Here is a 14,343-nt window from a genome sequence, read left to right as displayed (position 1 = left end):
ACATAAATTAATTGAACTCGTAACAATTAATTGATAGTATCAATCAAATTATATTTATCTTTACCGCCATTAAGGATAGTTATTTTGGTATAATTATCATCTATTTTTGTTTTTATTAAATTTTTTTAATGGCGCTATTTGATTATGTGTTGGAGCAGCCATCCTACGGTTGGCGTGATGAGCAGGGCAATTTGGTAAAACCTTCACCAAAACAGATTTTCAGTGAATTTTTATCCAGATTGAATGTGTTTAAAAATCGAAAAAACTGGATGACTTTTACGAGTTGGGTTCAGATGTTCAGCCTTTTACCTTTCCTCATTGTTTTTTTGTTTTTCCATTTTAACTGGTGGTTTGTTGCTGCCGGATTTATTTATAGTATGATTTTGATGGGTACACATGGTACCATTTGGTATCATCGCTATTGTACACACGGAGCTTATACTTTCAAAAATAATTTCTGGCGTTTTGTAACGCAGCAATTGGTCGTTAAAACCGTTTTTGAAGAAATCTATGCCGTATCGCATCATGTGCATCATGCCAAATCTGATGAACCCGGTGACCCTTACAATGCCAATGCAGGTTTCCTGTATTGTTTTCTGGCAGATGCCAATCATCAGCCTATCAATCGTAACCTTTCGGAAGAAGACTATGCACGTGTTGTAAACCTGATGAAACATACGGGCGTTACTCCAAATACCTATGCTCAATATAAAAAATGGGGCAGTATTGATCATCCGGCAAGAGTTTTGTTAAGCTGGCTGCTGAACTGGGGTTTCTGGTTTGGTGCTTTCTATCTTATCGGACAATATCTGTTAGGCGGCCAGGGAATTGGTTTAGCTTGTGCCATCTTCGGTTCCGCATTTGTCTGGACTGCAGGTGTTCGTACGTTCAACTATGAAGGTCACGGTAAAGGAAAAGATAAAAGAGTGGATGGCGTAGATTTCAATAGAAAAGACATGTCTATCAACCAGATATGGCCGGGGTATGTTGCGGGCGAATGGCATAATAACCATCATTTGTACCCGGCAAGCGCGCGTTCCGGTTTCTTAGGTTATCAATTGGACCTTGCCTATGTATATGTGCGTATCGTGCACTTTCTGGGTGGCATCGATTCTTACCGCGATTCTAAAAAACAATTTATTGAACAGTATCACCGTCCGTATCAGGCGCAGAAAAAAGCCATTGTAGAAGATCAATTGAAATTACAGAATCAGGAAGCATAATTCGTTTCTTTTAAATAAAATAGAAAAGCGGTTGATATAATGTCAACCGCTTTTCTATTTGCTGGATTGCAGGCTTTAATTGTAATTGTTTAGCATGATAAACATACAATACTTCTGTCATTGAACCTGATCAGAATCTGTGGTTATTGTTACTCTACCACATAGCCGCCGTTTTGGTAATGCAGTATATACAATTTGTTATTTTCCAGATAAAGAAAATCATTGTCTTCGGAATAAGTATTTTTAATTTCGAAGCGCGTGAAAGGCGCCGCGCTCACATCCTTTATACGCGTATTGAAAATAGTACCATATTGCGTCAATAAATGACATAGCCAATACATGGATTCATAGCCGCGATATACAAACTCCGAAGGTTCACCACCATAAGTAAGGCCATATTCCGTATTGACATATTTTCCGGGGGCCGTTGTGGGATCATAATAAAAAGGTGTTGTGTAGTGAATGCTCAGTTTCATGTAAGCACTTGATTGCGTCAAACCTTTAAGGTATTTCCATGACGGCATCCCGAATATCTCAAAATGATAAGAAGAAGGCATTGCAGCCAGCGTATTCAGAATTTTTTCTGTAAGTTCAATATCTAAAGTGCTTACAAACAACACATTCACTTTTGTGGAATCAAAATGCTTTGCCAGAGATTCAGCTGTTAAATTGAATTGGGAGCAATCAATTTCCCTGGTAGTATTTTTGTCTGTTTCAATGGCTGTTTTGATTTGCTGATAAGCTTCTTTTTCGCCACCTGTATTCTTTGAATACAAGATAAATTTCGGGTTTTTTGAATATTTATTTGAAGCAAATGAAACCAATTGATTCAGATGCGTGTTTAATGTCGATTGGATTAAAATGAAATATGGATTGTCTTTGGTGTCTGCGTCTGCGGGAGAAAGCGCCGAAACAAAATTGATTTTTTTCTTTTTGGCAAATGCAGCCAGCTCCGGAATGTCATTGGATTGCACATAAGCAATAATCAAATCCGTACTATCGAGTTTTTTGTTTTTAATCAGTATTTCAGGCTTTTCATTTGCTTCCGTGATATCATGAATATTGATTTCAAGCTTAAGATGCTGCTTATTCATAGCCTCTGCTGCAATGCTGATACCTTCATAGAAGTTAATGGCGCCCATTGCGTATTCGGGCGATTTTTTAGAAACGGCTTTGCCGTCTTTTACCAACGTATTCAGATATAAAGGCAACAAAACATCGACTCTGTACACCGCCTTCATTTGGGTTGCGGGATATTCGGGAGCTGCTTGTTTTTTTTCAACGGGCGCTTGTTTTATAGGTTTATTATCTTTCTTAGGTGCCGGTTTATTGGATTTGGGTTCTTCCTTGCCAAATAATTTTTTCCAAAACTGAGCGTTTGAAATTGTGGCGGAAGTAAACAGGCAAAAAACAGTAAGGAAGGAAATTGCAACGATTTTTCTCATAAATAAAATAAAGGCTTTAGATAAAGCTTTTTTAAAAGTATAATTGCCCCGGTGATGAATTGCAAATCTAACAAAACTATAATGCTCAAGCCCGATTTTACAATTTTTTTATAATGGCGTAACATACATTCAGGAATATTTCAACTCCGCAACAGCTTTTTGGCAAAGCATTGTAAACTTATTACTTTCGCCATATGCCTGAATTAAGTTTTACAGAAGAAAATTATCTTAAAGCAATTTATTATTTGCAGCAGGAAAATGACACGCATGAAGTGTCGGTGAATGATATTGCCGAGAAGATGAGCACCAGGCCGGCTACTGTAACGGACATGTTGCGCAAATTATCTGAAAAAAAACTAATCAATTACGAAAAATACAAAAAGACGCAATTAAGCAAATCGGGACTTGCTGCTGCTATCCAGATTGTAAGAAAACATAGATTGTGGGAAGTTTTTCTTCACGAAAAATTACAATTTTCATGGGATGAAGTGCATGAAGTAGCAGAAGAGCTGGAACATATACGTTCTTCTAAACTGATAGAGCGACTGGATGCATTTCTGGAATTTCCACGTTTCGATCCACATGGAGATCCTATTCCGAATGCAGCCGGAGAAGTGGAACCTGCATCTAATACAACTTTATCGGAATCTGCAGCAGGAAAGAACCTGAAACTCGTTGCTGTAAAAGATACTTCTTCCGCATTTTTACAGCATCTGGAAAGATTCGGGCTGCATATTGGTGTGAGTTTATCTATTGATGAAATATTGCCTTTTGACCACAGCGTGATGGTAAGTATTGCCAAAGCTGCGCCTGTTATGCTTTCCAATAAAATTACCACCAATCTTCTTGTTGTGGAATTGCCGGTGAAAAAGAAATAACCAATCCCTTTTTGCAAATAACAATAATGGTAAACAAAGAAAAATATAGGGCGATAATTGCTGAACTGAATCCTACAAAAACAACATTGGTAGCAGTTTCCAAGTTAAAACCTGCTGAAGATGTAAAAGCTTTGTATGATTTAGGCCAGAAAGATTTCGGGGAAAATTATGTGCAGGAACTGGTTGAAAAGCAGGCACAATTGCCATCAGATATACGTTGGCATTTTATAGGTCATTTACAATCCAATAAAGTTAAATATATAGCGCCTTTCGTTCATTTAATTCACGGGGTGGATAGCTTTGGCCTTTTAAAAGAAATAAATAAACAAGCTGCCAAACATAACAAGGTAATTCCTTGTTTATTACAAATCCACATTGCTGAGGAAGAAACGAAATACGGATTGGATGAAAAAGAAGCCATAGAGCTGATGGAGATGTTTACGGCGCAACAAACCCAATTGGCTAATGTCAGAATCGATGGCTTAATGGGCATGGCTTCATTCAGTGAAGATGAGGAAAAAGTGCGTGCCGAGTTTAGAAACCTGAAGGCTTTGTTTCATATCCTGAAACAAAGTTATTTTTTAGCCTCCGATCAATTTAATACACTTTCAATGGGCATGAGTGGTGATTATAATTTAGCGATAGAGGAGGGCAGTACCCTGGTCAGAATAGGCAGCCTGCTGTTCGGAAACAGATAAGAGATAATTAATTTTGGAATCGTTAAACCCCTAATGAAATTGAAGGTCTAACCCGCCATTGTAGATGATTTTGTAAATTTATTTATGCCAGACACTTTTGTTTCAAAGTTTGATAGCAATATAAAACCCTTTTTGGGTTTGACTTTCATGTCTTTATTTGCATGCAGCGCGTTGATGACGGGTTGCAAGGAAAAGAAAGAAGAAGAGAAGACAAGTAAAGGTCCTAAAGGACTTGTTGCGGAAGCATACGTTGTTAAACAGGCACCGTTATCAAGCATATACCAAAGCAGCGGCAATCTGTTGGCAAACGAATCTATCAGTGTTTATCCTGAAGTGGCAGGTCGTATTACGGCTATTCATTTTAAAGAAGGCGGTATTGTGCGTAAAGGTGATTTATTGGTATCTCTGAATAGCTCAGACATTGATGCGCAGATTCAGAAATTAAGAGCGCAGAGAAAGCTTCAGGTTACTACAAAAGAAAGACAGGATCAATTGTTGGCAATCAGTGGCATCAGCAAGCAAGAATACGATAATACGGTTACTCAAATAGCCTCCATAGATGCAGATATTGCGTATAATCAGGCTCAATTGCGTAAATTGGAAATCCGTGCATCCTTTGATGGTATTATAGGTTTGCGTAATGTTAGTGTTGGCGCTATTGTTTCTTCTGCGACGTTAATTACTACCATCCAGCAGATTGATCCATTGAAAATGGACTTTCTGGTACCGGAGCAATACAAAGATATTGTTAAGCAAAATGATCAGGTGCATTTTACGGTTACAGGAAATAATGATACCATGCAGGGTAAAATTATGGCAATCCAGCCACAGGCTGATGTTGCCACACATACTATTACCATGCGGGCTATTGTACCAAATAGTAATCATTTATTGTCGCCGGGTACCTTCACCAATGTTTTCATCACATTAAACAGGAAAAGCGAAGCAATTACCATACCTACCCAATGTATTATTCCGACCACTCGTGACAAACAAGTGGCAGTTGTACGTAAAGGAAAAGTAGATATGGTGACGGTGCAGACCGGTGAACGTCTGGAAGCTAAAGTCGAGATATTGCAAGGCTTACAGGCCGGAGATACTATACTGACAACAGGCATTATGCAAGTGAAGCAAGACATGCCGGTGAAAGTCAAAAAGATTACAGAGTAATAAAAAAAGATTCAGGCTTTGAAAACCTGAATCTTTTTTTATTCTATTGAAAAGCAGTCCAACCCTGGGCGGTCAGTTCATGCTTGTTACCTTTTCGGGTGATCAGATATTTACCTTCCGCAGGTTCTGTCATATAACCAATCACACTTATTTTTTCCTGCATTCTCAGCTTGTCGTAATCATCTTGCTTAATAGTGAAGAGCAATTCATAATCTTCGCCGCCGCTTAATGCACAGGCTGTAGGGTCTGTATCGAATTTGTAGGCAACTTCCTTTGTTTCATCATGAAACGGAATTTTGTCTTCATACAAAACGCAACCTACGTTACTTTGTTTGCAAATATGTAAAATTTCAGAACTTAAACCATCACTGATGTCCATCATAGATGTCGGTACAATATCATTTTCAGCCAGCCATTCCACAATATCAATACGCGCTTCCGGTTTTAATAAACGGCCTGTAACATAAGCCCTGCCTTCAAGATCCGGTTTGATTTCAGGGTGTTCGAGGAAAATTTTCTTCTCTCTTTCCAGTAATTGCAAACCAAGATAAGCACCGCCCAAATCGCCTGAAACACATAACAGGTCTTTTGATTTTGCACCACTGCGCGTTACAAATTTATCAGGAGTAATTTCACCGATTGCAGTAATGCTTATAATCAAGCCTCTTTGAGAACTTACCGTATCGCCACCGATTAAATCGACATTGTAAAAATTACAGGCAGCATAAACGCCTTCATAAAATTCGTCCAGAGCTTCTACGGAAAAACGGTTGCTGATGCCCAGGTTTAAAGTTATGTGCGTGGGTGTCGCATTCATGGCACAAATGTCAGAAAGATTTACTACCACTGATTTGTATCCCAAATGTTTTAAAGGCGTGTACATCAAATCAAAATGTACGCCTTCAATAAGCATATCGCTCGAAATCACGGTTTGCTTACCGAACTGATCAATTACAGCTGCATCATCTCCAATGCTTAAAATTGTGCTTGCCTGACGGGTTTCATTATTGCGGGTTAAATGGTCTATCAATCCGAACTCTCCGAGAGAGGCTACTTCCGTACGTTCTTCACTCATGTTTATTTTGTTTTGTATAATGCAATTGTTTAAAAATAAAGCATCAGGTTTGTTACATTTGCGTTTCTAACAGAACACAATATGCGATTACCTCTGATATTATCTATTGCTTTATGTTTGACGCTTTTCGCTTGCAAAGAAAAGCAAAAATCTGCTACTACTGAACAAAAGGCAGCACCAATAGTTCCTTTGAAAGTAGAAGATACAACCCATACTTATTTTTCTATAAGGGATTATCTGAATCAACAATGGAATTTAAAGAAGGAAAATCCTTATACTTTATTGAAAATTGTTATTGCAAATGGTAAAAGAGACAGTGCATTTGTTGCCTTTGACAGCGCCAACTGGTACACTATATTGCATCCTTTTTACATTGCAGATATCAGCGATAGAAAATATTTAGGCTGGTACCGTTTTGATTCTTTCGAGAATGAAGACGCGGAAGAGGTTCATATTCATTATGAGGCCATTGCTCCAGACACTATTATGCGCAAAATGGATGTGGCTGCCAACAAGTATTCCGGTACGGTAAATCTTGTCTATATGGAAACGCGGCATAAAACAGATAATGTAATTACCACCCGCAAAATGACTTACAAACGGGATGATTTCATCCAGGTAATTGAATCTGAAAAAACGGAAGGAAAGCCTGTAGTCGAAAGGATTATAGAACACAGGTTCAAATATTAATAGCGGTTAACAAAAAATAAAAAGCAAATTCCAGATAGTAAGTTCTCAAATCTCATGTCTCAAATCTCACATCAATAATGTTGCCTTATTTTTATCATCCTGCCATAGAGAAAAACCAGAAAGCAATTACGTTGGATGAACCTACATCCAAACATGTTATTCAGGTTTTAAGAATGCAGCAGGGCGAGCAAATCATGCTTACAAATGGTAAGGGATTAAAGGTTTTGGGAACTATTGTTGCGGCTGAAAGAAAAAGATGCGGTATTAAGATTGATAAGATAGAAGCAGTGCCTGAAAGACCTTACAAGTTTACATTAGCTATTTCGTTTACAAAAAATAACAGCAGAAATGAATGGTTGCTTGAAAAGGCCACAGAGATGGGCATAGAGCGAATTATTCCTGTTATTAGCGCACGTACAGAAAAAGAAAAATTTAATGCTTCAAGATTAGAAGGGATATTGGTGTCGGCTATGTTGCAATCACAACAATGTTTCTTGCCTGAATTGCTGGAACCGGTTGCCTTGAATAAATTTTTTGTTCATGCCGAATCTATAGAGCAGAAATTAATAGCGCACTGTATTGATGAAGAAAAAAGAACTTCTTTGTTGACTGCATTGCAGGTCCAAAAAAATACAGTAGTTTTAATTGGTCCTGAAGGCGATTTTACAAAACAGGAAATTGATTTGTGTGTAGAAAAAGGATTTGTTCCTGTGACTTTAGGGGCAAACAGGTTGAGGACTGAAACTGCTGGATTGTATGTCTGTACTGTTTTTAATGCTTTGAACTATGCGTAGAATTTTTGTTTTATGGTGTTGTATAATGTTTGGTTTTGTTGCCGGTGCCCAACAAATGCAGCTTGCATTGATGGAATATAATGGTGGTGGGGATTGGTATGCCAATCCTACAGCATTAAAGAACCTTGCGCAATTTTGCAACCAGAATTTACATACCAGATTTAATACGCAGCAGGCGCAGGTCGAAGTCGGAAGCGCCGATATTTTTAATTATCCTTTTTTACATACCACCGGCCACGGGCGTATTTCTTTTTCTGATGCGGAGGCCAAAAATCTGAGATTATATTTAGAAAGCGGTGGCTTCCTGCACATCGATGATAATTTTGGTATTGATCCATATGTTCGCCCTGAAATGAAAAAAGTTTTTCCTGAACTTGATTTCGTAGAATTGCCATTCTCGCACCCCATTTATCATCAGACATATAATTTCCCGAATGGGCTTCCCAAAATTCATGAACATGATGGCAAGCAGCCGCATGGCTACGGCCTTATTTATAAAGGAAGGCTGGTTTGTTTTTACTCCTATGATTGTGATATTGGCGATGGCTGGGAAGACCAGGAAGTTCACAATGACAGCGCAGAGAAACGTCTGCAAGCTTTACAAATGGGCGCCAATATCCTTCAATATGTTTTTGGTGGAAAAGGAACAATGTAACCGCATTATGTTCCTGTAAAATTGATCTGTTGTGCGTAATCATATAGAACTGGGAAAATCCGGCGAAAGCATTGCCTGCAAATATTTGCAGGAAAAAGGACACGTAATTTTAGAACTCAATTTTCGTTTTGGCCACAAAGAAATTGACATCATTTCTCTGGATAAAGACATTCTTGTTTTTACAGAAATAAAATCGAGGCGTAATTATACTTTTGGCTTTCCTGAAGAAGCAGTAACACCACGTAAGCAAGGATTTCTGAAGGTTGCGGCAGAAGAGTATTGTTTAGATAAACCACAATATATCAAAATACGTTTTGACGTTATCAGCCTTATTATTCAATCGGGTATAGTAAAGGAAATCATGCATTTTGAAGATGCATTTTACTGATCCGTTTTATGCCTGAACGGATTTATCAGCCAGAAACAAAGCAAACAGGAAAAGCCGCCAACAAGGCTTCCGACATATACATCTCTGAAAAAATGTTGGGAAAGGTAGATGCGCGAATACAGAACTATCAACCCTATAAAAAAGAAAAGTAAACCAAAGATTCTATAACGTTTCGGCAAAATCAACGAAAGGAAACATAGGAATGCAAAGGAACCTTCGCTATGTCCTGAAGGAAAACTGAAGTCGTAATTTTCCGGCTGTCCCGCAACACGATGAATAAAACTGATATCCGGAAAATATTTCAATGGTCTTGGCGCATTGATAATTCCTTTTATAGCCTGTGTAATCAGAAATGGACTTATGTTACAGGCAACCATTGCCCATATAAACCGCTTATTCCTGAATGCCTTTATAAACAATAATAATAACAGCGAAGGAATAATGACCCAGGCTTCGCCAATATGTGTGATGTAAGGAAATATGGTATCCTTAAATGCTGTATGCTGATTGTTTATAGCCTTGTAAATAGATCTTTCTTGTTCCTGAATCAATAAATAACCTCCAATAAAAAACCACAGGATAAACAACACAATAAAATACTGCGCTCCGATTGTTATCTCTTTGAATCTTTTTACTGTATTTATACCTTTTTGCATATTGGTATCTCCATTTTGTTATTTGTTATTTATCATCTCTGTCTTGTCTTTTTTAAATAGCTTACTTATAAAAGACCACATCCTTATATACCATTCCTTGTTGAAAATATTGGAATCGTTACGTGCAGCAGCCATTATTACAAAGGCAATCGGCAATAAAATAGCCGTTGCAAGCCACATGCCGTACCAGGGCGCAACTGCGGCTTGCTGTGCAAGCTTCTCGCCGGTACTTGAAATGATGAAATAAATGATAAAGAAACCGATTGCAATGACTACAGGCATACCTAAGCCTCCTTTCCGGATAATGGCTCCGAGAGGAGCGCCTATCAGAAACAATAACATACATGCGAAAGAGAGTGTAAACTTCTTGTGCCATGCTATCTGAAACTGGTTCATGCTGGTATCCCTTATTTTGGATTCCACTGCAACAATGTTCACCAATCTTTCCATATTCCGCACATTGTTTTCGATGGTTAGTGCCATCTTACTTTTCATGCTATCAGGCACATTGCTGAAAAAGCTCTTTTTGTAATTATAAACTTTGCCTTTATCTGCCGTAAGCCTTTTCGCCAAAAGGGAGTCTTTCGGCATCTTTTGAAATATGGAAAAATAAGGTGTCAGATATCTTGCAATGTCTTCATGAGATTTTTGATTTCTTTGCGTAAAGCTATCGATATTCCTATTAAGCTGGCCCACATTCATCATCTCATTATTGCCCTTGAACAGATCTTCTTTAGTCCTGGTAAAAGTAAATTTTGAAAGGTCGAAAACTTTGTACCATTTACCGAAATACATTCTTGTTTGTGCATGCTTTTGTTCGGTATTGTCCTCTTCGTAACGCCAGCCGTCATTAAGCTCAAAAATAAGGGAGCGCTTATCTTTGGAAGGGTACATTTTACCATCCTTTGCAAGCACTATCTTATCATTGCCCCGCCCGGAAGAATGATCATAAATAACAATGTCTTTAATAGTTTGTCCGTCTTTTCCTTTTTTACCAACCCTGATGGAAAAGTTATCGATTTCATTATAAAAGACACCTTCCCTGATATTCATTGCCGGCTTCTGGTTCCGCATGTCATAAAGCAAAGAATAGGCTTTAAGATTTGTTACGGGAATAACATAGTTGTTGAAGAAAAATGCAGACAAGGAGATAATAGCAATGAAAATGGTAAGAGGCCGCATAAAGCGATACAATGATATACCGGAAGACTTAATAGCTACTAACTCAAAGTTCTCGCCTAATCCCCCAAATGTCATAATAGCCGCAAGCAGGATGCCTAACGGCAAAGCTATAGGCACCAATGTGGTTGACATATATACCATCAATTTGATGGTGACGAAAATGCCAAAACCTTTACCAATCAATTCATCCATGTAAAGCCAGAAGAATTGCATGGTGAACGTGAACAACACAATAAAAAACGTAACAATAAACGGCCCCATGAAACTGCGCAGAATCAACAAGTCTAATTTCTTAAGGCGTATATTCATATTAGTGTTCCGTACCGGGATGGTAATTTATAATATGCGGCAAAAATAAAGCGTATCGTTGAGATACGCTTCGTATTTTTTAAAACGGCTGACAACCATTATTAGTATGTCTGTCAAATTGTTTTGAATATTTTTAGCTTCCGATACGGTGCTTCAAATCATTCACCTGTGTATTCCAGAGTTGTTGCTGGTCTTTAATTTCTGATTTATCGGCAAAGTCTGTGATTTGCAAAATTGTTTCATTAGTTACAGCGCTTTGTGTAATCCTGAATTCGAAAAACTCTTCATCATCATAATATTCCCAACGGTAACGTACATATTCATTTTCTTCAAAAGCAAGGCGATCTGCTTCGTCAGTGTTGTTGCTCCAGCTAAAATAAAATGTATCATCTTTTTGATCCACTTTCTCTGCAAACCATTCCTGTAAGCCATTCGGGGTCGATAGAAATTCATATAAAATAGCGGGAGAACACCTTACCGGAAACTCTACCGTAAACATTGATTTTTTACTCTTCATATTATTAGGCTTCTTATGATTGAAATTATTTTCTCTGTGCTGCAATAATAGAAAAAGCAATCAATTTTCAAAGCTTTTTTGAAGTTTTATTTTATTTTTATTCTGAGACGCGCCAAAACCCTTATTGGGTGGGTGTTAAGAATTAATTAATTTAATTTGGAATCGTACTTCCGAATCCTTAGCTTTGTTTACATGTTTTCTATTTGTTAAATTAATTAAATCATTTCATTTGTAATTAAAATCTACACACACTCATGTCCATGCGTCAATTGAAAATCACGAAATCAATCACCAACAGGGAGAGCCAGTCATTGGAAAAATATCTCCAGGAAATTGGGAAGGTTGACCTTATTACTCCTGAAGAGGAGGTGCAATTAGCTATAAGAATTAAGCAGGGTGATCAGAAGGCATTGGAGAAGTTAACGAATGCGAATTTGCGTTTTGTGGTATCTGTGGCAAAACAATATCAGAACCAAGGATTATCACTGAGCGATCTTATTAACGAAGGTAATTTAGGGTTGATCAAAGCTGCACAACGTTTTGATGAAACAAGAGGATTTAAATTTATTTCTTACGCTGTTTGGTGGATTCGTCAATCCATTTTACAGGCATTGGCAGAGCAAAGCCGTATTGTAAGATTGCCGCTTAATAAAGTGGGGCTTACCAATAAAATCAGCAAAGCCTATTCCATGCTGGAGCAGGAGTTTGAGCGTGAACCATCTTCCGAAGAGTTAGCCATACTGCTGGATATCGGACTGGAAGAAGTTGAAACAACATTGGGTGTTGCAGCCCGCCACGTAAGCATGGACGCACCGTTTATTGATGGTGAAGACAATACCTTACTGGATGTACTTGAAAATTCAAATGCATTAAAAGCAGACAGACAAATTGAACACAATGATTCTTTAAAACTGGAAGTAACACGTTCTTTAAGTACACTTACAGACCGCCAGCGCGATGTATTGACTTTGTACTTTGGCATCGGTTTTGAGAACCCGGTTTCTTTGGAAGATATTGGTGAAAGATTTGGCCTGACCCGCGAAAGAGTACGCCAAATAAAAGACAAAGCCATTACAAAATTGAGAACCACCAATCGTTGTAAATTATTAAAATCCTATTTGGGTTAAGGAATTATCCTGTCCCATTTAAATAACGAAGCGCCTTCTATAAAAAGAGGGCGCTTTAATTTTGTATAGACCTGATTAATTCCGCCTTTAATGCTTTGCAATTAAAAGCATATTCTGATTCTTTTCAATTACTTCAACATCAGGAAACAATGATTTTATATTGCCTAAAAATTGCATCGTTTCCTTGCTGTCATTCACAATGTAATTCATAATCCAGGTGCCGCCGGGCTTTAACAGCCTTTTTGTAGCAACTAAGAAATCCATTTTTGTAAACTGAACGGGCACTTCTCTTCCAATAAAAATATCGACACATATAAGGTCATATTTTCCTTTGTCTTTTGTAACAAAACTTTCAGCGTCATCACAATGTGGTTTCAACTTTTTGATACCCATCGCGTTTAAACTTTCCAATGCCCATTTCAAAATAATTTCATCATATTCTACCAAAGTAAAATTTGGTGTGCTTTTGTATTTGCCTGTCAATATCTGAACTATGCTGCCCAGTCCTGTGCCGAGAATCAGGCAATCCTTAATGCCGGCAAGCGTTGCTTTGGGAACATGCTTAAATGCTACTCTAAAAGGCTCATAACGTGTACCGTCCGAATATAAAGCATCTTCCGTAGCCAGTTGCCACTGATTACGGTACAGCATAAATTCCAGATGCCGGTTCTGGCTGCCTGAACTATTGGCAACCGTTACGGGAATAAGGTAGCTGATGAGCCGTTTTAAAGGAGATATTTTAAAAAATGGATGGAACACTAATATTTTTTTTAATGAAATTCAAGCAAAATACGCTCTTTGGCTGAAAATAAAAAAGCCTCTTACTCAAATCGGTAAAAGGCTCTGTATTCTGAAGAAAAATTATCTATTTATTCCTCTTAATCAGCTTAACCTTGCTTTCATTGCCAGCCAACAAGCGGCTTATGTTTTTATGATGGGTTAAAACAACCATGCAGGCAGTAGCAATGGCAAATAATTTATAGGAAATCTCAGGAGCCTTGTCCTTAAATATAAAAAGAATCAATACAGGGAAGGCCACACTTGCAGCAATGGAGCTTAATGATACATAATTGGTCAGGAATAACATGGCTAAGAATACACCTACCAAACTAAATGCAACATAATATTGAATAGCTAAAATCATTCCGAACAAAGTTGCAATACCTTTGCCTCCTCTGAAACCTGCCCATATAGGAAAAATATGTCCTACAACAGCTGCAAGACCAAGTCCAACCTGCAGGTTTACCATTGCTTCCGAATGGATAGGATGTGCAGACAGGTAGCACAACTTAACGGCAGCAAAGCCTTTTAACATATCCACTATCATTACCCATATCCCTGCTTTCTTTCCTAAAACCCTGAAGGTATTGGTAGCTCCTGCATTCCCACTTCCATGATCCCTGATATCCAATCCATAAACTCTTTTGCTAACCCATACCGCTGTTGGAATCGAACCTAATAAATATGCAAGTGTTAAAAGGAATATAATATTCATTAATTGTTGTCGTTGTTGGAAAGGGCAAATATAAGTAACAA

Annotated in this window: 16 protein-coding genes; 9 read left to right on the top strand and 7 right to left on the bottom strand. The window is 38.0% G+C overall.

Annotated elements, in window-relative coordinates; translation table 11 throughout:
- Positions 1-128 precede the first annotated feature (128 nt).
- Positions 129-1,223 (top strand): acyl-CoA desaturase, encoded by a 1,095-nt coding sequence (locus F0919_RS03070; RefSeq protein WP_150031244.1) that lies wholly within the window; start codon positions 129-131, stop codon positions 1,221-1,223.
- A 149-nt stretch (positions 1,224-1,372) separates the two neighbouring features.
- Here the strand turns inward: F0919_RS03070 and F0919_RS03065 are convergent, their stop codons facing one another.
- Positions 1,373-2,668, bottom strand: a complete 1,296-nt coding sequence (locus F0919_RS03065; protein WP_150031243.1) for an ABC transporter substrate-binding protein — start codon at positions 2,666-2,668, stop codon at positions 1,373-1,375.
- A 194-nt stretch (positions 2,669-2,862) separates the two neighbouring features.
- Between F0919_RS03065 and F0919_RS03060 the strand changes: the two genes are divergently transcribed.
- The 3 genes from F0919_RS03060 (at position 2,863) to F0919_RS03050 (ending at position 5,414) form a co-directional block, all read left to right on the top strand.
- Positions 2,863-3,546 (top strand): metal-dependent transcriptional regulator, encoded by a 684-nt coding sequence (locus tag F0919_RS03060; RefSeq protein ID WP_150031242.1) that lies wholly within the window; start codon positions 2,863-2,865, stop codon positions 3,544-3,546.
- A 26-nt stretch (positions 3,547-3,572) separates the two neighbouring features.
- Entirely contained in the window at positions 3,573-4,244 is a 672-nt protein-coding gene (locus F0919_RS03055; protein ID WP_150031241.1) for a YggS family pyridoxal phosphate-dependent enzyme, read from the top strand.
- Between the two features lie 84 nt (positions 4,245-4,328).
- On the top strand, positions 4,329-5,414 hold the full coding sequence (locus F0919_RS03050; RefSeq protein WP_150031240.1) for an efflux RND transporter periplasmic adaptor subunit: 1,086 nt from the start codon (positions 4,329-4,331) through the stop codon (positions 5,412-5,414).
- 43 nt (positions 5,415-5,457) lie between these two features.
- On the opposite strand, the gene thiL is transcribed toward F0919_RS03050, so the two are convergent.
- Positions 5,458-6,489, bottom strand: coding sequence for a thiamine-phosphate kinase (thiL, locus tag F0919_RS03045; RefSeq protein WP_190277240.1), 1,032 nt, complete (start codon positions 6,487-6,489; stop codon positions 5,458-5,460).
- An 81-nt stretch (positions 6,490-6,570) separates the two neighbouring features.
- On the opposite strand from thiL, the gene F0919_RS03040 reads away from it, so the two are divergent.
- The 4 genes from F0919_RS03040 to F0919_RS03025 all read left to right on the top strand — a co-directional run bounded on the left by F0919_RS03040 (position 6,571) and on the right by F0919_RS03025 (position 9,016).
- The gene (locus F0919_RS03040) at positions 6,571-7,179 is read left to right on the top strand and encodes a hypothetical protein (RefSeq protein ID WP_150031238.1); all 609 of its coding nucleotides are present in this window, start codon (positions 6,571-6,573) and stop codon (positions 7,177-7,179) included.
- 77 nt (positions 7,180-7,256) lie between these two features.
- Positions 7,257-7,973, top strand: coding sequence for an RsmE family RNA methyltransferase (locus F0919_RS03035; protein ID WP_150031237.1), 717 nt, complete (start codon positions 7,257-7,259; stop codon positions 7,971-7,973).
- Positions 7,966-8,628 carry a DUF4159 domain-containing protein gene (locus tag F0919_RS03030; RefSeq protein WP_150031236.1) on the top strand — a complete coding sequence of 221 codons (663 nt, stop codon included), beginning with the start codon at positions 7,966-7,968 and terminating at the stop codon, positions 8,626-8,628. The genes F0919_RS03035 and F0919_RS03030 overlap by 8 nt, the downstream gene beginning before the upstream one ends.
- 31 nt (positions 8,629-8,659) lie before the next feature.
- Positions 8,660-9,016: a YraN family protein gene (locus tag F0919_RS03025; protein ID WP_150031235.1), complete on the top strand. Its 357-nt coding sequence runs from the start codon at positions 8,660-8,662 to the stop codon at positions 9,014-9,016.
- Here the strand turns inward: F0919_RS03025 and F0919_RS03020 are convergent.
- From F0919_RS03020 to F0919_RS03010, 3 genes are all read right to left on the bottom strand, one after another.
- On the bottom strand, positions 9,010-9,672 hold the full coding sequence (locus F0919_RS03020; protein WP_150031234.1) for a phosphatase PAP2 family protein: 663 nt from the start codon (positions 9,670-9,672) through the stop codon (positions 9,010-9,012). The two genes, F0919_RS03025 and F0919_RS03020, sit on opposite strands and share 7 nt — an antisense overlap.
- 18 nt (positions 9,673-9,690) lie before the next feature.
- A complete protein-coding gene (locus F0919_RS03015; protein ID WP_150031233.1) occupies positions 9,691-11,163 on the bottom strand; it encodes an LptF/LptG family permease in 1,473 nt (490 codons plus the stop codon).
- A 133-nt stretch (positions 11,164-11,296) separates the two neighbouring features.
- Entirely contained in the window at positions 11,297-11,680 is a 384-nt protein-coding gene (locus F0919_RS03010; protein ID WP_150031232.1) for an START-like domain-containing protein, read from the bottom strand.
- 260 nt (positions 11,681-11,940) lie between these two features.
- Between F0919_RS03010 and F0919_RS03005 the strand changes: the two genes are divergently transcribed.
- On the top strand, positions 11,941-12,807 hold the full coding sequence (locus F0919_RS03005) for a sigma-70 family RNA polymerase sigma factor (RefSeq protein WP_150032088.1): 867 nt from the start codon (positions 11,941-11,943) through the stop codon (positions 12,805-12,807).
- An 87-nt stretch (positions 12,808-12,894) separates the two neighbouring features.
- Here the strand turns inward: F0919_RS03005 and F0919_RS03000 are convergent, their stop codons facing one another.
- The gene (locus F0919_RS03000) at positions 12,895-13,566 is read right to left on the bottom strand and encodes a spermidine synthase (RefSeq protein ID WP_150031231.1); all 672 of its coding nucleotides are present in this window, start codon (positions 13,564-13,566) and stop codon (positions 12,895-12,897) included.
- A gap of 106 nt (positions 13,567-13,672) precedes the next feature.
- Positions 13,673-14,302 carry a glycerol-3-phosphate 1-O-acyltransferase PlsY gene (plsY, locus tag F0919_RS02995; RefSeq protein WP_150031230.1) on the bottom strand — a complete coding sequence of 210 codons (630 nt, stop codon included), beginning with the start codon at positions 14,300-14,302 and terminating at the stop codon, positions 13,673-13,675.
- Positions 14,303-14,343: the final 41 nt, after the last annotated feature.

Source organism: Taibaiella lutea (genome assembly GCF_008629695.1).
Lineage (GTDB): Bacteria > Bacteroidota > Bacteroidia > Chitinophagales > Chitinophagaceae > Taibaiella > Taibaiella lutea.
Note: the sequence above shows the minus strand (reverse complement) of the source record. Positions and strands in the feature narration are given on the sequence as shown.